Consider the following 15,982-nt stretch of genomic DNA (forward strand, 5'->3'; position numbering starts at 1 on the left):
TTTCAGATGAAGGGTGTGAGCTTCACGAGGCCTCTGGTTTGTCTGGCATCACCGAGGTCATCCAGGCGGAGATATCGGACTGCAACCAGGCGACGGAGTTTGGCCCAAGCCTCACCTGCTTCGGAAATGTCCCCTCCCTCATTCGCTTGTAAATGGTGTTTCGGCTGAGTGCGGTAATTCGGGTGACTTCAGCGATACGCATGAAGCGATCATTCTCGGCAGAGACCATGTGCTCCTCCGTCGTAGACAGCGGATTGAGGTCGTCGAATACCAGGAAGGCTTCGTGACAGCCCGGACGGCCTCTCCTCTAACTTTAGCCAAGCGCTCGCGACTGAGGTGCCATAGACGCTCCTGCACAGGTCAATGCCGAGCCTGGGTCGTGAACCTGGCGTGACTCCCGGCCCGGCGGGGACTGTGAGTGCGCCGCCCGGCTGGAGAGCTTTTGTTAACGGAATGTCACGATGGCGCGGTGCGCGGGCAGTGAGCAGCCAAGAATAGAGGTAAGCGGAAACGGGGAATGAACGGGGAAAAATGGAGGCTCAAAGCCCAGAAACGAAAAAGGCCCACCGTGAGGTGAGCCTAAGTCGTTGATCTATATGGTGCCGGCACCAGGAATCGAACCCGGGACCTACTGATTACAAGTCAGTTGCTCTACCATCTGAGCTATACCGGCAATGGGGCGTCATTATAGCGATCGTTTGGCGCCTGTAAACCACTTCCTTGCGATTGTTCGCAAAAGACCTAAGTTACCGGCCCAAAAGGAGAATTTTCTTACCAGCCGCGGTGGATGGTGTTGACGCTTGGCTCGCTTTTGCCTGGGTTGAAGAACAGCTTGTCATTGTCGCAGCCGCGTTTGCGGCAAGGGCTTTCGGTGCGCAGGGGCAGGCCGTTATCACCGCCCAGCTGCATGCCGGGGTGGTTCCAGCCCAGGTTGCTGTTGGAGTGGGGCGCGGTGCCGTTGGTGCAGCCGGTCAGGGCCAGAGCGAAGGTCAACAGGGCGAGGGGGGTGGCTCGAGTCACGATGGTCAAGTCCGTTGGTCCATTGTCGGTTCTGGCGCAACGCCAGAAGGTCGCGGGGCTGGCGGGCAGCGCGCGACGTCACTTTTTAATGATTTGGGGGGCGGATGATACACCGTTACGGCGGTTGGGCATTAGCCTTGTGTTGCCTGTCAGGCGCTCTTCGCGGGAATTCTCACACCCATAAATGACCGCGCAAACAGCGCTTGCATCAACCACAAGAAATGTTTATGCACAAGTGGCATTGCCGACTTGCGCGAAAGGCATGCCGGATCGCTACGCCGCTGGTCTTTGCGCAAACGCCTGTTTTTGTTGGGCTTGACGCGTAAGCTGGAATAAGCCAAGCGCTTGAAATAGCGCTTGGCTCCAACAGGTAATCACAAGCTTGTTCACAGACTTATCCACAGGTTGTGCTGCGGCTAACGGTCGCGTTCCGCAAGGATGAGCAGGTTGCGCGGGGTCAGTGGGTAGTCGCAAAACAGGCCAAGGCGCACCTCATAGCCTTGTTCTTCGAGAAACAGGGCGCGATCGAGCACCAGCCATAGTTCCAGCGGCCGGCGGAATAGGTTGCGCACGCGCTCCAGGTTGCGTACCTCGGCCAGGCGCTGCCAGCCCGCGGCCTCCAGGGCGGCCCAATCCGGGTTGCCGTGCAAAGGCAGTTGTTTCAGATCTGCCAGGTCGCGGCAGTAGTGCTCGAAAGGCTTTTCCAGCCAGGCTACCGGCAGCGACGGCGTCGGCAGGTATTCGCTGCTCTGGCGCTGCTGGCGTTGTAGCAGGTCGAAGCCCAGGCGCCGGGCCATCGAGGTGTCGCGCTGGCGCCGCACGCGGGCGCCAGCGGTGACGGTTTCGCTCAAGGGCAGGCCCAGGTCGTCCAGCGACAGCTGCAGGCTGGACGCTTGCGCGGCTGTGGATAACGCCTGGTATTGCTGCACGGCTGTGCGGTTGTAGCAGCAGGGGGCTACGGCCAACTGCCGGCAACCTTGCCGGCTGGCCAGTTGCATCAGGCGTACATGCAGGTCGCCACAGGCGTGCAGGGCGACCACGCTCTTGTCGCCTGCCAGGTGGCGGACGCTGTCGCTGGCCATCACATCCTGATGCACATGCTGCGCTGGCACGTGGTGGTGGGCGCTCAGGGCCTGGCCGGCGGCGACCAGGTCGGCGTCGTACTCAAGGCAGGTCAGCTGCTGGCCGGGTTGCAACAGGCGGCGGCCCAGGTGGCCTTTGCCAGAGCACCAGTCCAGCCAGTGTTGCGGCGGTTCACGGAAGGCCAGGTGGCTGGCGAAGGCTTCGATCTGCTGCCATTTGCGGCCGGGGACAGCAACGTCCAGACGGTGGGCGGCGGAGGGTCGAGCGCTCTGAGGGAGGCTGCCGAGGGTGGAGAGCTGCTGGGCTTGCTGGGCCAGTTGCGGGAATGGGGCGGGCAAGTGGTCAGCGGTGCTATCGGCTTCGGCGTCTGCCAGGGAGCATTGGCGCAGGTGGGTGGCCAGTTCGGGGTGGGTGGTTTCCCAGCCCAGGTGCAGGGTAGTGAAGGGGCGGGGTTTCCACAGCTGTTGGTGCTCGATCAGGAACTGGTCGAGTGCCTGGAAGCGGGTGCTTAGGTGGTGGCTGTGGAGGTGACTGGGCATGGGAGGACGTGTGTTGGGTTTTAGGGCCTCTTCGCGGTTGCACCCGCGAAGAGGCCGGGACGGCTCAGCGGCCTTGGCAGGCATCCACGCGCAACCAGCGCTCCAGCAGCTTGAAGCCCTGCACCAGCAAGAACGAGATCACCAGGTAGAACACCCCGGCCGCGAAGAAGATTTCCACCGGCAGGTAGGTCCGCGCAATGATGGTACGGGCCATGCCGGTCAGTTCCAGCAGGGTCACGGTACTGGCCAGGGCGCTGGCCTTGAGCATCAGGATCACTTCGTTGCTATACGCCGGCAGGCCGATGCGCGCAGCACGTGGCAGCATGATGTAGAACAGTGCCTTGCCCCGTGACATGCCCAGCGCGCGTGCCGCTTCGATCTCGCCCTTGGGGATCGACTGCAGCGCGCCACGCAGGATCTCGGCGATGTACGCGGCGGTGTGCAGGGTCATGGTCAGCACCGTGCACCAGAACGGATCGCGCAGGTACGGCCACAGCGAGCTGGAGCGCACGGCATCGAACTGCGCCAGGCCGTAGTAGACCAGGAACAGCTGCACCAACAGTGGCGTACCACGGAAGAAGAAGATGTAGCTGAACGGCACCGCACGCACGTACCAATGGCGTGAGGAGCGGGCGATGCCCAGCGGGATGGCCAGGATCAACCCGGCAACCACGGCAATGGCCACCAGCTCCAGGGTAAGGGTTGCGCCTTCGGCCAGGCGTGGCAGCCATTTGAAGATGACTTCCCAATTCATTATTCGGCCCTCGCAAAGCCGCGAGCGGCGCGTTTTTCCATGAAGTGCATGCCGGTCATGGCAAGGACGGTCAGGCCCAGGTAAATGCAGGCCGCGACCATGTAGAAGGTGAACGGCTCTTTGGTCACGGTCACGCCTATCTGCGAATGACGCATGATCTCTTCAAGGCCGATTACCGACACCAGTGCGGTGTCCTTCATCAGGATCATGAACAGGTTGCCAAGGCCGGGCAGGGCGATGCGCCACATCTGCGGGAGGATGATCCGCGACAGGATGCGGCCCTTGGACAGGCCCAGTGCCAGGCCCGCTTCACGGTGGCCCTTGGGAATCGCCAGGATGGCGCCACGGAACACCTCGGTGGCATAGGCGCCGAAGCACAGGCCCAGGGCGATCACGCCGGCCGCGAAGGCACTCAGCTCAAGGCCAGGCATGTTCAGGGCTTCGCCGAGGCTGTTCATCAGCCCGACGGTGCCGAAATAGATAAGCAGCACCCACAGCAGTTCGGGCACGCCGCGAACCAGGGTCGAGTAAAAGCCGCCAAGCCATTGCAGCGGCTTGAGCGGGGAGGTCTTGGCCAGGGCGCCGAGCAGGCCCAGCACCAGCCCCAGCAGCAAGGCGCAAAGCGCCAGTTTTACGGTCATCAAGGTGCCGGCCATCATGGCCGGACCGAATCCGTGCAGGTCGATATTCATGGGCAGGTCATTCTAGGGACTGGCGCGCCGCAAGGGCGCGCCGGTCAGGGCGGGTCATTCGATGCTGAACGGGAAGTACTTGTCGTTGATCTTCTTGTACGTGCCGTCGGCTTTGATTTCTGCCAGGGCTTTGTTCAGGTCGTCGCGCAGCTTGGTGTCACCTTTGCGCACGGCAATACCGATCTTGTCGCTGTCCATCACCGGCTCGCCCTTGAACTCGAAGTTCGAGCCGTCTTTGCTCTTCAGCCACTCGTACTGTACGTACTTGTCGGCCAGGATGCCGTCGATGCGGCCGGACACCAGGTCCAGGTAGGCGTTTTCCTGGGTGTCGTACAGCTTCACGTCGACGCCCTTGAAGTTGTCTTCAAGGTAGGTGCCGGCCAGGGTGGCGCGCTGGGTGCCGATTACCTTGCCTTTCAGCGACTCTTTGTCAGTTTTGAAATCGACGTTTTTCGGCGCGATGAACTGCAGCTTGTTGGAGTAGTACGGCTCGGTGAAGTCCACGGCCTGCTTGCGCTCGTCGGTGATCGACAGCGACGACACCAGGAAGTCGAACTTCTTGGCATTCAGGGCCGGGATGATGCCGTCCCAGTCGGAGGTAACGACCGAGCATTCGACTTTCATCTTGGCGCACAGGGCGTCACCGATGTCTTTGTCGAAACCAACCACGTTACCGCTGGCATCCTTGTTGTTGAACGGTGGGTAGGCGGCTTCGATACCCATGCGCAGTTTTTCTGCGGCCATGGCGTTTGCCGACATCACCAGCGTGGCAGCAGCTGCCAGGAGGAACTTCTTGTAAGTGTGCATGTATTGCTCCGTTAGCGGTGGCTGGACATGAATTGCTTGCAACGCGCCGAGGTCGGGTTTTCGAAGACCTGCTGCGGCGATCCCTGCTCTTCGACCAGGCCTTGGTGCAGGAAGACGACTTCACTGGACACATGGCGGGCAAAGCTCATCTCGTGCGTCACCAGCAGCATGGTACGGCCTTCTTCGGCCAATGCGCGGATAACGTTTAGCACTTCCTGGACCATTTCCGGATCGAGCGCCGAGGTGGGCTCGTCGAACAGGATCACTTTGGGCTTCATGGCCAGGGTACGGGCAATGGCGGCGCGCTGTTGCTGGCCACCGGAAAGCTGGGCGGGGTAGCTGTGGCGCTTGTCGTAGATGCCGACCTTGTTCAGCAGCGCTTCGGCGGCTTCGATGGCCTCGGCCTTGCTTTGGCCGAGCACGCGGCGTGGCGCCTCGATGATGTTGTCGAGGATCGACATGTGCGGCCACAGGTTGAAGTTCTGGAAGACAAAGCCGATTTCGCTGCGCAGGCGATTGATCTGGCGGTTGTCGGCTGCGACCAGGTCGCCGTTCTTGGCGGCCTTGAGCTTGAGGGCTTCGCCGGCGACCAGGATTTCGCCCTGGTGCGGGTTCTCGAGCAGGTTGATGCAGCGCAGCAGGGTGGACTTGCCGGAGCCGGACGACCCCAGGATGGAGATCACGTCACCGTCGCGTGCGGTCAGCGAAATGCCCTTGAGAATTTCCTGCTCGCCGTAGCGTTTGTGCAGATTGCGGATTTCCAGCGCGGGCGTGGCCTGAGCCATGTGCGGTCCTCATGTGTTCGGGTGCGTTCCCAGCTATTGGCGGCCTTCCTGGCGTGCGCCAAGCTAGCATAGCGGCATTATGACGGCCAACAGGGTCGCCGGGGACTGTGGGCACTGGTGGGGCAGTTTGTCGCATCGCTACAGCGTAACGTCGCGCAGATGTCCGCGAAGGTGTCGCCCAGCACCAGAGCCTTGATGAAAAAAGGCGCGATGGTGCCACCTTTGGGCCGCTCATGGAAGCGGTTTTGGCCCATTGGCGGGGTAAAGCCGACCTTTAGGTCAAACGATTCCAGTGGGGGCAGGTTTACCCGCGAATGCGTCGCTAGCTTTAAAGGTTGTACCTCAAGGTTGCACTTTTTTGCATTGCGGTGGTGCACAGGTGTTACCGGGGAGCACCTGTGGTGCATTTGTAAGTGGGTATTTCAGTAATCCGATGATTTGGTGCTCTTTCGGTCAAGTCTTGGCCGAAAGCCCTCCAAGCCGCGTCCTAAAAGGCCCGCAGAAACTTCTGACGAATGCATCCAGCACATGGCGCGCTTATTGCCAGTAGGAAACCGCCGATTGCAGCGACGCCTAGGCCAACCCTTGGTGCGCTTTGTACTCGCAGTCGGAGTGGTCCACTCCTTACAAAGGTAGTTTCAATGAGCGGTAACAATTCCAATGACCTCGCTCAGGGGCTCAAACAACGGCATGTGACCATGCTGTCCATCGCTGGCGTCATCGGTGCCGGCCTGTTCGTAGGCTCCGGCCACGCCATCGCAGCTGCCGGCCCTGCCGTGCTGCTGGCATATGCCGCCGCCGGTACCCTGGTGGTGCTGGTGATGCGCATGTTGGGTGAAATGGCTGTCGCCTCGCCTGACACCGGTTCGTTCTCCACATATGCCGACCGCGCCATCGGGCGCTGGGCCGGTTTCACCATTGGCTGGCTGTACTGGTGGTTCTGGGTGCTGGTGATACCGCTGGAGGCCAATGCCGCCGCAGCCATCCTGCATGCGTGGTTCCCTGCGGTCGACCTGTGGGCATTCTCCCTCATCATTACCTTGGCGCTGACGCTGACCAACCTGTGCAGCGTTAAGAACTACGGTGAGTTCGAGTTCTGGTTCGCCCTGCTCAAGGTGCTGGCGATCATCGGCTTCATCGCCGTGGGCTGTGCTGCCTTGTTCGGCTTCGTGCCAAACAGTCAGGTGAGCGGTGCCAGCCACCTGTTCGATACCCAAGGTTTCATGCCGAACGGCCTGGGCGCCGTGCTGGCCGCGATGCTGACCACCATGTTCTCGTTCATGGGTACTGAAATCGTCACCATCGCCGCTGCCGAGTCGAAGGACCCGGGCAAGCAGATCAGCCGTGCCACCAATTCGGTGATCTGGCGTATCTGCCTGTTCTACCTGGTGTCGATCTTCCTGGTCGTGGCCTTGGTGCCTTGGAACGACCCAGCGCTGGCCGAAACCGGTTCCTACCAGACCGTGCTGAGCCGTATCGGCGTACCGAATGCCAAGCTGATCGTCGACATCGTGGTGTTGATCGCGGTGACCAGCTGCCTGAACTCGGCGCTGTACACTTCGTCGCGCATGCTGTTCTCGCTGAGCAAGCGTGGCGACGCACCGGCCATCGCCCAGCGCACCACCAAGGCGGCTACCCCGCACGTGGCGGTTTTGCTGTCCACGGCAGCGGCGTTCCTTTGCGTGTTCGCCAACTTCGTGGCCCCGGCCCAGGTGTTCGAGTTCCTGCTGGCCAGTTCGGGCGCCATTGCGCTGCTGGTGTACCTGGTGATTGCCGTGTCGCAGTTGCGCATGCGTGCCCAGCGTGAAGCCCGCGGCGAGAAAATCACATTCAAGATGTGGCTGTTCCCGGGCCTGACCTGGGCGACCATTGCCTTCATCGTTGCCATTCTGGTGGTAATGGCGTTGCGTGAAGATCACCGTGCCGAAATCATCGCGACTGCGCTGCTGAGCATTGGTGTGGTGGCAGCTGGCTTGCTGGTGCACCGCAAGCGTGAGGCTGCCGGACGGGTGGCGCTGGATAACTGATCCGCGCTGGCTGAGATGAAAAGGCCGTGCCCTGTGAGGGGCACGGCCTTTTTCGTTGGCAGGTTAAACGGCCCTGTCAGCCGAACTGCTTCTGCTGTTGCTGCTGCTTGGCAATCAGTTCGGAAGCGGCGATATAGGCCTCCTGGAACTCATCGCTCTCCAGCCAGGCCATGGTGGCCTCTTCGTCAGCGCCGTCCAGCCATTTGCGGTAGGCGTTGAACACCAGCACGATGTAGTCGGTGGCGTGCTCTTCCTTGTGCCCCTTGAGTACCAGGGCCAGCAGCGGGTCCACCAGGAACACCGAGATCATCGGTACCAGGCCGCCCTCCTGGGCTTCCTTCATCTTGTTGAACATCGCGTCGTAGCTGCCCGACTCCATGGCCTTGTTGTACACCTGCTCGACGCTGGCGCTGTCGCCGGCACTGGCCTTGACCGCCTGGCCGCTGCGCACCATGCGGTTCTGCTTGGCCTTGCTGGCGGCGCGTTTGGCGCGTTTCTGTTGCTTGGTAGGGGTGGCCATGGGGTGAATCCTTGGGGTGTTCGGAAATTGCGCGTATTGAAGCGCAGCTGCCTCGGCGTTTCAACTCGCCAGCGGGGCGGGCTCATCCTCTTCGAACCCGTGCGATGCCCTGCCGACCAGCAGTTCATCCGGCGCATGGGCCACGCTATGGTCCTTGTCGGGGTAGTCCAGCGAGTGCAGGAAGTGGCGGATGCAGTTGAGCCGCGCACGCTTCTTGTCATCGGACTTGATCACTGTCCACGGTGCATCGGCAGTGTCGGTATGGAAGAACATCGCTTCCTTGGCGGCGGTGTAGTCTTCCCACTTGTCCAGCGACTTGATGTCGATAGGTGACAGCTTCCAGTGCTTGAGCGGGTCGTCGCGGCGCGAGATGAAGCGGCGCAGCTGCTCTTCGCGGTTCACCGAAAACCAGTACTTGAACAGCAGGATGCCGCTGTTGCACAGCATGCGCTCAAGGTCCGGCGCCTGGCGCATGAATTCCAGGTACTGCAGTGGCGTGCAGAACTCCATCACCTTCTCTACCCCGGCGCGGTTGTACCAGGAGCGGTCGAAGAACACCATTTCACCCGCCGTGGGCAGGTGCTGGATATAGCGCTGGAAATACCACTGGCCCTGTTCCTGCTCGGAAGGCTTTTCGAGCGCGACGATTCGAGCGCCACGTGGGTTGAGGTGCTCCATGAAGCGCTTGATGGTGCCGCCCTTGCCGGCGGCATCGCGCCCCTCGAACAGAATCACCACACGTTGGCCGGTGTCCTTTACCCAGCTCTGCACCTTCAGCAGCTCTATCTGTAGCGCGTGCTTGGCCTTCTCGTAGTCCTGGCGGCGCAGCCGGGTGCGGTAGGGGTAGCTGGCCGGCAGGCGCGCCGAGGTGCTGTCTTCATTGCTGCCCCTGGGGGCGGTAGCCACTTCCAGCGCTGCGGGTTGCTGGCTGATGCGGGTGATCGTCGGTTCCGGCTTGCGCTGGCGTGGGCGGCGCGTGCGGACTGGGGTGACGGCAGGTTCGCCGGGGGCGGGGAGCAGTAGGGGGGATTCTTCGCTCATGGGGTCCTTGCTAGTCGATTCGGATGTCCATCCAGCACCTTAAATTGTGGCGAGTGATGGCCATTTGATGCTGGTCAACTGGGTGCCTATAAACAGTTTGAAACAGCTACCAATTGGCTGTAGTGTGAACTACGGTTTACATTCCTCCCATGCATACATTAATTCAAACCGACACCTACCGAACGTGGTTCGCTGCTTTGCGGGACCCGCGTGCGAAAGCACGCATAACTGTCCGGTTACGACGGGTGGGTCTTGGAGTGATGGGTGACTGTAGGCCGGTTGCTGAAGGGGTATCCGAGCTTCGGATCGACTATGGTCCGGGCTATCGGGTGTATTTCGTTCGACGAGGTTATGAAGTGATCATCCTCCTGGCGGGTGGCGATAAGGCTAGTCAGGCCAGGGATATCAAATCGGCTCTCAAGCTGGCTCGCGACCTCTAGGAGGCCATCATGAAAAATATCAAATTGACCAAATGGGATGCTGTGGACCATTTGAAGACAGAGGAGGACATGGTCTTGTACCTCGAAGCCTGTCTGGAGGAAAACGACCCTGCACTGCTTGCTGCTGCCTTGGGTGATATCGCTCGTGCTCGTGGTATGGCTCAACTGGCGCGCGATACCGGGCTCACGCGGGAGGGGTTGTACAAGGCGCTGTCTGCTGAAGGTAACCCCAGCTTGGCGACCATCATGAAAGTGATGGCGGCGCTTGGGGTGAGGCTTCATGCCGAGGTGCTACCACCCACTGCAGGGTAACGTCCGGATTGAATTTGGTAGCTAAGTCAGTTGGCTGCCAAGCCTGCAGCAAAAATCACAGGCAACAAAAAACCCGCACTAGGCGGGTTTCTTGTTGTCGCTTCGGGTAACTTTGCAACCACCAGAAGCTTGAAGGTGGTGCCCAGAGACGGAGTCGAACCGCCGACACGAGGATTTTCAATCCTCTGCTCTACCGACTGAGCTATCTGGGCGACGAGGTGAATTAAATAGATTTCCGGACCGCTCGTCAACGACTTTTTGAAAAAATTTTAAATTAATTCCGTCGCTTACGATTTTTGGGGTCATTCGGCCGGTGGAACGTAGCCTTCGGCCTGGGCGTATTCTTCGCCGGCGAAAAACTTGTCCATCTCGGCCTGGAGGAATTTGCGGTCCTCGGCGTTCATCATGTTCAGGCGCTTTTCGTTGATCAGCATGGTCTGGTGCTTCTGCCAGTCAGCCCAGGCTTTCTGCGAGATGTGTTCGAAGATGTCCTGGCCCTTGGCGCCTGGGTAGGGCGGGCGTTCCAGGCCTGGGAGTTCTTCTTGGTACTTGCGGCACATCACGGTGCGGGTCATCGGGCGTCTCCTGCAATCAGTTCGTCGGCCGCGCGTTCAAGCAGCTTTTTTACCGGGGCGGCAAGGCCCAGGCGCGGCGGGGTGGCGAGGTTATACCAGAGCCAGTCGGCCTCGGCCATGTGCTCGCCGACCGGGTCGACGCGCACCAGCCAGGGCTCGATCGCCAGCTGGAAGTGGCTGAAGGTGTGGGTCAGGCCATCCATGGCGTGGCTGCCAGCCAGGCGTAGGCCGTGCTGATAGGCCAGGTCTTCGAGTTGGGCAATGTCATCCAGCTCCGGCAGGCTCCACAAACCACCCCACAGGCCGCTGGAGGGGCGGCGATACAACAGGATGGCGCCTTCGGGGTTGGTCAGCAGAGGCATCAGGGTGCGCCGTTGCGGCAGCGCTTTGCGCGGCTTGGGCTCGGGGTAGCGGGTTTCTTCACCGTGCAGGTGCGCTTCGCAGCCGCGCTGCAGCGGGCAGATCAGGCAGCTGGGCTTGCTGCGCGTGCACAGCGTGGCGCCCATGTCCATCATCGCCTGGGTGTAGTGGTTGGCGCGCAATTGTGGGGTGAAGCGCTCGGCGGTGGCCCACAGCTGGTTGGCCACCTTGGGCTCGCCGGGGTAGCCCGCCTGGGCGCTGTAGCGGGCCAGCACGCGCTTGACGTTGCCGTCGAGGATCGGCGCGCGGATGCCCATGCTGATGCTGGCGATGGCACCTGCCGTGGAGCGGCCGATGCCGGGCAGCTCGGTAAGCTGCTCGACACTGCGCGGGAATTCGCCGCCATGTTGTTCGACGACGATCTTCGCGGCCTTTTGCAGGTTGCGGGCACGGGTGTAGTAGCCCAGCCCGGTCCACAGGTGCAGCACTTCGTCCTCCGGCGCCTCGGCCAGGGCCTGCACGGTCGGCAGGGCCTGCATGAAGCGGTCGAAGTAGTTGAGCACGGTGCTGACCTGGGTCTGCTGCAGCATGATTTCTGACACCCATACCCGGTACGGGGTGATGCCCTGTTGCCAGGGCAGGTCGTGCCGGCCGTGCTCGTCATACCAATCCAGCACAGCGCTGGAGAACTGCTCGGGGCTCATCGCTTGAACAGCCCCTTGAGCGCGTCTTTCACTTCCGGGCTCACTTTGTCTCCAAGTTTTTCTTCAAGCTTTTCGTCGATCTTGTCTTGCAGGCGGTTGCCGGCCAGCTTGGCCGCCACCTTGCCCAGGCCGTTCTGGTCCAGGCGGCAGGCCTTGGCGCCAAGTTCCAGCGGGCCGCGGCAGCGCAGCGGCACTTCAACGCCAACATACCGTTCGTTGACCTGGCAGGCAGGGTCCGGCATGGCGCGCTGGTCGCCTTCGACGATCACACCCACGTTGTAGTCCATGCCCAGCACGCGCAGGTCGAGGTCGCCATGGCCGTTGACGGTCAGGCCTGGGATGCGGGCCTTGAGGTCCGGGTTGCTGGCGACGCCATTGCGTACCACGAGGCTGCCGCGCAGCTCCTGGAACGGGGTGTCCTTGCCGCGTGGTTCGCCGCTCAGGGTTTTGCGGTTGAGGGTGGCGATGGCCTGGCACAGCTGCTGTTCCAGGTTGGCATTGACCAGCACACCGTCGTTGATGGTGAAGTTTGCGCTGCCGTTCAGGGTGTCGACCAGTGCCTTCTGGCTGTTACCGGTGGCCGTCAGATCACTGGTCAGGGTCAGCAGGCCCTTGACCGGTGGCGTCTGCTCCTTGCCTTCGGTCTTGATGAAGTGCTCCACCGGCACCCGTTGGATGTTGGTGTTCACGCCCAGTTGTGGCACGGCAGGGCGCACGTCGACCGTGCCCTTGGCTTCGAAGGTGCCGTTGTACAGTTCGCCGCGCAGGGTTTGCAGGGTCAACAGGCCAGCTTGGCCAATGGCCTTGAGCTGGGCGTCTTCGATCGGCAGCTTGTCCAGGGTCAACGAACCGAAGGCCAGGTCGGCCTGCAGGTCGAGGGCGCGCAGGCGGTCCACCGGCAGCAGTTTGTCGTCGCTCCAGGCCACTTGAGTTGGGGAATTGGGCAGTGGCGTGGTGCCGGCACCGGCCACGGCGCTGGCTTCCTGTTGCTTCACCTCGGCCTGGCGCGCAGCGGTGGCGCCCTTGGCTTCTTCGCTCTTGGCCGGCAGGTAGCGGTCGGCGTTGAAGGTGTCGCCTTTGAGCTGCAGGCGCAGGGCCTGCTTGGCGAAGTCTTCGACGGCCACGCGGCCGCTGAAGGTGCTGTCGTCCAGCTTCACCGCCAGGTCTTCCAGGGCCAGGCTGTTGGGCGTGCCCTGCAGGCGAGTCACCAGCTCCAGCTTGGCGAAGGCGGCCGGGTCGTTGGTGGCCGGCAGTGGGCGGCCGATGCTGTCGAGGAAGGTGCGCAGGTTGAACTGGGCGATGGACAGACCGCCGCTCAGCTGGGGTGCTTTGTCCAGGTCACGCAGGTTCAGCTCACCGAGGGCGCGCAGCTGGTTGGCGGAGACTTTCAGGCCGTTCCACGAAGCCACATTGGCAGCCAGGTCTACCAGCAGTTGGCCTTGGGCGGCAAAGGTCACGGTCTTGCCACCAGTGGGTTCACCCGAGGTTTCGCCCGACAGGCGCATGTCTTCGAAGTTGTAGCGCTTGAGCTTGCGGTCGAAGCGCAGTTCGCCGGCCAGCTCGGTGCGGGCCTTGATGCTCGGTTGGCTGGCGCTGATGAAGGCGCTGGCCTTGAGCGGAATGTTGGCGCCTTCATGGACCGGGCCGGTGCTCAGCTGGATGCTTTCGGCGCTATAGCTTTGGCCGGTCTTGGCATCGGTGTACTGCACGCGGGCGTTGTTCACGGTCAGGCTGTCGATGTCCAGCTTGACGGCGCGGTCGTTGTTGTCGGCGGTCGTGGGCTTCTGCTCGGCAGGTGGCTGCGCGGGTGCACCGGCGGTTGTGCCGTTTTGCGCAGGCAGCGGCTTGCCGATGTCTTCCCAGTTGCCATGGCCCTGTTCGTCACGCGCCAGGGTCAGGTTCAGGCCTTCGACGCGTACATCGCTCATTTGCACTTCGCGGCGCAGCAATGGCAGTACACGGACCGAAAGGCCGAGCATCTGCAGGTCGGCGAACGGTTCCTTGGGTTTGGCCAAGGTGGCGATGCTGGCTTCGTGCAGCTCCAGGCCCAGCCATGGGAACAGGCTCCAGCCGATATCGCCGTTGAGGGTCAGCTCCACGTGAGCCTTGTCGCGTGCCAGCTGGCGAATCTCGTCTTTGTAGTCGTTGGGATCAAAGAGGTGGGTCAGGGCGAAGCCCAGCGCCACGATGATCAGCAGCAACCCGAGAAGCCCCAGTCCCAGGATTTTGCCGAACGCTTTCATGGGCGAGTCCTTGTAGTCCGTTAGTGAAATTCAGGCGGCAGAGTATAACGCCGCGAGGGTTGTCCCTGCGTATTCGACCAGAGATACAGGGCATATCCTACGTTTTCAGCAGATGGTACGGCTTTCGGCGGGCAGATGTTCGCCTGTGCCGGCCTCTTCGCGGGTTTACCCGCGAAGAGGCTGGCACAGGAAAGAGGACCGTTTCAGCCAAGCAATAAATCACGATATCAGATTGCTTTCACGCTACTTGGCTCTGCTAACCTTGCGCCGCTTTGCGAGCACCCTCCCTATAACAAGGATCAGATCCATGACCAGTACCGTCGCGACGGGCTCCTCGGCCAGTGCGCCAGGCTTCCTGTCGAAGGAGCGCATCATCGCCCGCCCGGGCTTCAACCGCTGGCTGGTGCCACCCGCCGCCCTGGCCATTCACTTGTGCATCGGCATGGCCTATGGCTTCTCGGTGTTCTGGTTGCCTTTGTCGCAAGCCCTCGGCATCACCGCCCCCGTTGCCTGTGCCGCAGACATGAGCTTCATGGCCCGGATGTTCAGCGCCGAATGCGACTGGCCGATCTCGATGCTGAGCTGGATCTACACCCTGTTCTTCGTCTTTCTCGGCTGCTCGGCGGCGGTGCTGGGCGGTTGGCTGGAGCACGCCGGCCCGCGCAAGGCTGGCCTGGTTTCGGCCCTGTGCTGGTGTGGCGGCATGCTGCTTTCGGCAATCGGCGTGAAAACCCACCAGCTATGGCTGATGTGGCTGGGCTCCGGCGTGATTGGCGGTATCGGCCTGGGATTGGGCTATATCTCGCCAGTGTCGACCCTGATCAAGTGGTTCCCGGACAAGCGCGGCATGGCCACCGGCATGGCGATCATGGGCTTTGGCGGCGGGGCCATGGTGGGTGCACCGCTGGCCACCGCGCTGATGGGGCATTTTGGCAACGAGCATGAAGTTGGCGTGTGGCAGAGCTTCGTCGCCATGGCGGCGATCTACTTCGTGTTCATGACTGCCGGCGCTCTGGCATATCGTGTCCCGCCGACCGGCTGGAAGCCTGAAGGCTGGACGGCCCCGGTGAAAAAGGCCGGCAACGCCATGGTCACCGACCGTCACGTGCACGTCAGCGTGGCCTGGAAGACGCCTCAGTTTGCGCTGATCTGGCTGGTGTTGTGCCTGAACGTGTCGGCAGGCATCGGCATTCTTGGCATGGCTTCGCCGCTGCTGCAGGAGGTGTTCGCCGGCAAGCTGCTGGGCAACGAACTGACCTTCAGCCAGCTGAACACTGCCCAGCTGGCGCAGATTGCCGCGATCGCTGCCGGTTTCACCGGCTTGCTGAGCCTGTTCAACATTGGCGGGCGGTTCTTCTGGGCGTCGTTCTCCGACTACATCGGCCGCAAGAACACCTACTTCGCTTTCTTCGCCTTGGGCGTTGGCCTTTACAGCCTGGTGCCGAACATGGGGCACCTGGGTAACGTGGCGCTGTTCGTGGCCGCGTTCTGCATCATCCTGTCGATGTATGGTGGCGGTTTCGCGACCGTGCCGGCGTACCTGGCTGACCTGTTCGGTACGCAGATGGTCGGCGCCATTCATGGTCGTCTGCTGACGGCCTGGGCGGCGGCGGGGGTGCTGGGGCCGGTGTTGATCACTTATCTGCGTGAGTCTCAGTTGGCCGCGGGTGTGGAGCGGGCAGCGGCTTACGACATGACCTTGTACATCCTCGCTGGCCTGCTGGTGCTGGGCTTTATCTGCAACATGCTGGTACGCCCGGTGGCCGACAAGCATTTCATGAGCGATGCAGAGCTGGCCGCCGAGCGGGCGTTGAGCCATGACAAGGGCGCCGACAGTGCACGCTCGCTGGAGTGGAAAGCGGCGCCGGGCAGCCTGCCACTGGTGCTGCTGGCCTGGGCTGTGGTGGTCGTGCCGTTGGCCTGGGGGGTGTGGGTAACCTTGCAGAAGACAGCTGTGCTGTTCCACTGAGCCGCTCCTTTGGGGTTGCAAGGCAGCCCCAATTACCTGGTTGTATAGACCTGTAGCGGCATCTAGCCCGCGTAATTCCTCGCTTTGCCATATGTCATCCGCGTTTCAAGC

The 15,982-nt window shown here is 61.8% G+C and carries 16 protein-coding genes and 2 tRNA genes; 4 read left to right on the forward strand and 14 right to left on the reverse strand.

Annotation, left to right across the window (positions count from 1 at the left end):
* Positions 1-22 precede the first annotated feature (22 nt).
* The 8 genes from AB5975_11555 to AB5975_11590 all read right to left on the reverse strand — a co-directional run bounded on the left by AB5975_11555 (position 23) and on the right by AB5975_11590 (position 5,680).
* Positions 23-229 carry a helix-turn-helix transcriptional regulator gene (locus AB5975_11555; GenBank protein ID XDR22381.1) on the reverse strand — a complete coding sequence of 69 codons (207 nt, stop codon included), beginning with the start codon at positions 227-229 and terminating at the stop codon, positions 23-25.
* A 368-nt stretch (positions 230-597) separates the two neighbouring features.
* A tRNA-Thr gene (locus AB5975_11560) sits at positions 598-673 on the reverse strand.
* A 98-nt stretch (positions 674-771) separates the two neighbouring features.
* A complete protein-coding gene (locus AB5975_11565; protein ID XDR22382.1) occupies positions 772-1,020 on the reverse strand; it encodes a hypothetical protein in 249 nt (82 codons plus the stop codon).
* Positions 1,021-1,436: 416 nt separating this feature from the next.
* A complete protein-coding gene (locus AB5975_11570; GenBank protein XDR22383.1) occupies positions 1,437-2,642 on the reverse strand; it encodes a methyltransferase in 1,206 nt (401 codons plus the stop codon).
* Between the two features lie 64 nt (positions 2,643-2,706).
* Entirely contained in the window at positions 2,707-3,396 is a 690-nt protein-coding gene (locus tag AB5975_11575) for an ABC transporter permease (GenBank protein XDR22384.1), read from the reverse strand.
* A complete protein-coding gene (locus AB5975_11580; GenBank protein XDR22385.1) occupies positions 3,396-4,088 on the reverse strand; it encodes an ABC transporter permease in 693 nt (230 codons plus the stop codon). The genes AB5975_11575 and AB5975_11580 overlap by 1 nt, the downstream gene beginning before the upstream one ends.
* Positions 4,089-4,142: 54 nt before the next feature.
* Complete coding sequence (locus AB5975_11585) at positions 4,143-4,895, reverse strand: ABC transporter substrate-binding protein (GenBank protein XDR22386.1); 753 nt, start codon at positions 4,893-4,895, stop codon at positions 4,143-4,145.
* A gap of 11 nt (positions 4,896-4,906) precedes the next feature.
* Positions 4,907-5,680, reverse strand: a complete 774-nt coding sequence (locus AB5975_11590; protein XDR22387.1) for an ABC transporter ATP-binding protein — start codon at positions 5,678-5,680, stop codon at positions 4,907-4,909.
* Between the two features lie 641 nt (positions 5,681-6,321).
* On the opposite strand from AB5975_11590, the gene gabP reads away from it, so the two are divergent.
* Positions 6,322-7,707 carry a GABA permease gene (gene gabP, locus AB5975_11595; protein XDR22388.1) on the forward strand — a complete coding sequence of 462 codons (1,386 nt, stop codon included), beginning with the start codon at positions 6,322-6,324 and terminating at the stop codon, positions 7,705-7,707.
* Between the two features lie 76 nt (positions 7,708-7,783).
* Here the strand turns inward: gabP and AB5975_11600 are convergent, their stop codons facing one another.
* Positions 7,784-8,227, reverse strand: coding sequence for a hypothetical protein (locus tag AB5975_11600; GenBank protein ID XDR22389.1), 444 nt, complete (start codon positions 8,225-8,227; stop codon positions 7,784-7,786).
* Between the two features lie 60 nt (positions 8,228-8,287).
* On the reverse strand, positions 8,288-9,268 hold the full coding sequence (ppk2, locus tag AB5975_11605) for a polyphosphate kinase 2 (GenBank protein XDR22390.1): 981 nt from the start codon (positions 9,266-9,268) through the stop codon (positions 8,288-8,290).
* Between the two features lie 149 nt (positions 9,269-9,417).
* Between ppk2 and AB5975_11610 the strand changes: the two genes are divergently transcribed.
* Both AB5975_11610 and AB5975_11615 read left to right on the forward strand, forming a co-directional pair.
* Entirely contained in the window at positions 9,418-9,708 is a 291-nt protein-coding gene (locus AB5975_11610; GenBank protein XDR22391.1) for a type II toxin-antitoxin system RelE/ParE family toxin, read from the forward strand.
* Positions 9,709-9,717: 9 nt separating this feature from the next.
* The gene (locus AB5975_11615; GenBank protein XDR22392.1) at positions 9,718-10,020 is read left to right on the forward strand and encodes an addiction module antidote protein; all 303 of its coding nucleotides are present in this window, start codon (positions 9,718-9,720) and stop codon (positions 10,018-10,020) included.
* A gap of 136 nt (positions 10,021-10,156) precedes the next feature.
* Here the strand turns inward: AB5975_11615 and AB5975_11620 are convergent.
* The 4 genes from AB5975_11620 to AB5975_11635 form a co-directional block, all read right to left on the reverse strand.
* Positions 10,157-10,232: transfer RNA gene (locus AB5975_11620), tRNA-Phe, on the reverse strand.
* A gap of 90 nt (positions 10,233-10,322) precedes the next feature.
* Entirely contained in the window at positions 10,323-10,595 is a 273-nt protein-coding gene (locus AB5975_11625; GenBank protein XDR22393.1) for an oxidative damage protection protein, read from the reverse strand.
* Positions 10,592-11,659, reverse strand: a complete 1,068-nt coding sequence (gene mutY, locus AB5975_11630; GenBank protein ID XDR22394.1) for an A/G-specific adenine glycosylase — start codon at positions 11,657-11,659, stop codon at positions 10,592-10,594. Before mutY ends, AB5975_11625 begins: the two co-directional genes overlap by 4 nt.
* Positions 11,656-13,902: an AsmA family protein gene (locus AB5975_11635; GenBank protein ID XDR22395.1), complete on the reverse strand. Its 2,247-nt coding sequence runs from the start codon at positions 13,900-13,902 to the stop codon at positions 11,656-11,658. The genes mutY and AB5975_11635 overlap by 4 nt, the downstream gene beginning before the upstream one ends.
* Before the next feature lie 307 nt (positions 13,903-14,209).
* On the opposite strand from AB5975_11635, the gene AB5975_11640 reads away from it, so the two are divergent.
* Positions 14,210-15,871 carry an OFA family MFS transporter gene (locus tag AB5975_11640; protein XDR22396.1) on the forward strand — a complete coding sequence of 554 codons (1,662 nt, stop codon included), beginning with the start codon at positions 14,210-14,212 and terminating at the stop codon, positions 15,869-15,871.
* Positions 15,872-15,982: the final 111 nt, after the last annotated feature.

Source organism: Pseudomonas putida (genome assembly GCA_041071465.1).
In the GTDB taxonomy this organism is placed as follows: domain Bacteria; phylum Pseudomonadota; class Gammaproteobacteria; order Pseudomonadales; family Pseudomonadaceae; genus Aquipseudomonas; species Aquipseudomonas putida_P.

Coding starts and splice junctions, on each gene's coding strand:
- AB5975_11555 (XDR22381.1), bottom strand. CDS start 229: ATGGTCTCTGCCGAGAATGATCGCTTCATGCGTATCGCTGAAGTCACC.
- AB5975_11570 (XDR22383.1), bottom strand. CDS start 2,642: ATGCCCAGTCACCTCCACAGCCACCACCTAAGCACCCGCTTCCAGGCA.
- AB5975_11575 (XDR22384.1), bottom strand. CDS start 3,396: ATGAATTGGGAAGTCATCTTCAAATGGCTGCCACGCCTGGCCGAAGGC.
- AB5975_11580 (XDR22385.1), bottom strand. CDS start 4,088: ATGAATATCGACCTGCACGGATTCGGTCCGGCCATGATGGCCGGCACC.
- AB5975_11585 (XDR22386.1), bottom strand. CDS start 4,895: ATGCACACTTACAAGAAGTTCCTCCTGGCAGCTGCTGCCACGCTGGTG.
- AB5975_11590 (XDR22387.1), bottom strand. CDS start 5,680: ATGGCTCAGGCCACGCCCGCGCTGGAAATCCGCAATCTGCACAAACGC.
- gabP (XDR22388.1), top strand. CDS start 6,322: ATGAGCGGTAACAATTCCAATGACCTCGCTCAGGGGCTCAAACAACGG.
- AB5975_11600 (XDR22389.1), bottom strand. CDS start 8,227: ATGGCCACCCCTACCAAGCAACAGAAACGCGCCAAACGCGCCGCCAGC.
- ppk2 (XDR22390.1), bottom strand. CDS start 9,268: ATGAGCGAAGAATCCCCCCTACTGCTCCCCGCCCCCGGCGAACCTGCC.
- AB5975_11610 (XDR22391.1), top strand. CDS start 9,418: ATGCATACATTAATTCAAACCGACACCTACCGAACGTGGTTCGCTGCT.
- AB5975_11615 (XDR22392.1), top strand. CDS start 9,718: ATGAAAAATATCAAATTGACCAAATGGGATGCTGTGGACCATTTGAAG.
- AB5975_11625 (XDR22393.1), bottom strand. CDS start 10,595: ATGACCCGCACCGTGATGTGCCGCAAGTACCAAGAAGAACTCCCAGGC.
- mutY (XDR22394.1), bottom strand. CDS start 11,659: ATGAGCCCCGAGCAGTTCTCCAGCGCTGTGCTGGATTGGTATGACGAG.
- AB5975_11635 (XDR22395.1), bottom strand. CDS start 13,902: ATGAAAGCGTTCGGCAAAATCCTGGGACTGGGGCTTCTCGGGTTGCTG.
- AB5975_11640 (XDR22396.1), top strand. CDS start 14,210: ATGACCAGTACCGTCGCGACGGGCTCCTCGGCCAGTGCGCCAGGCTTC.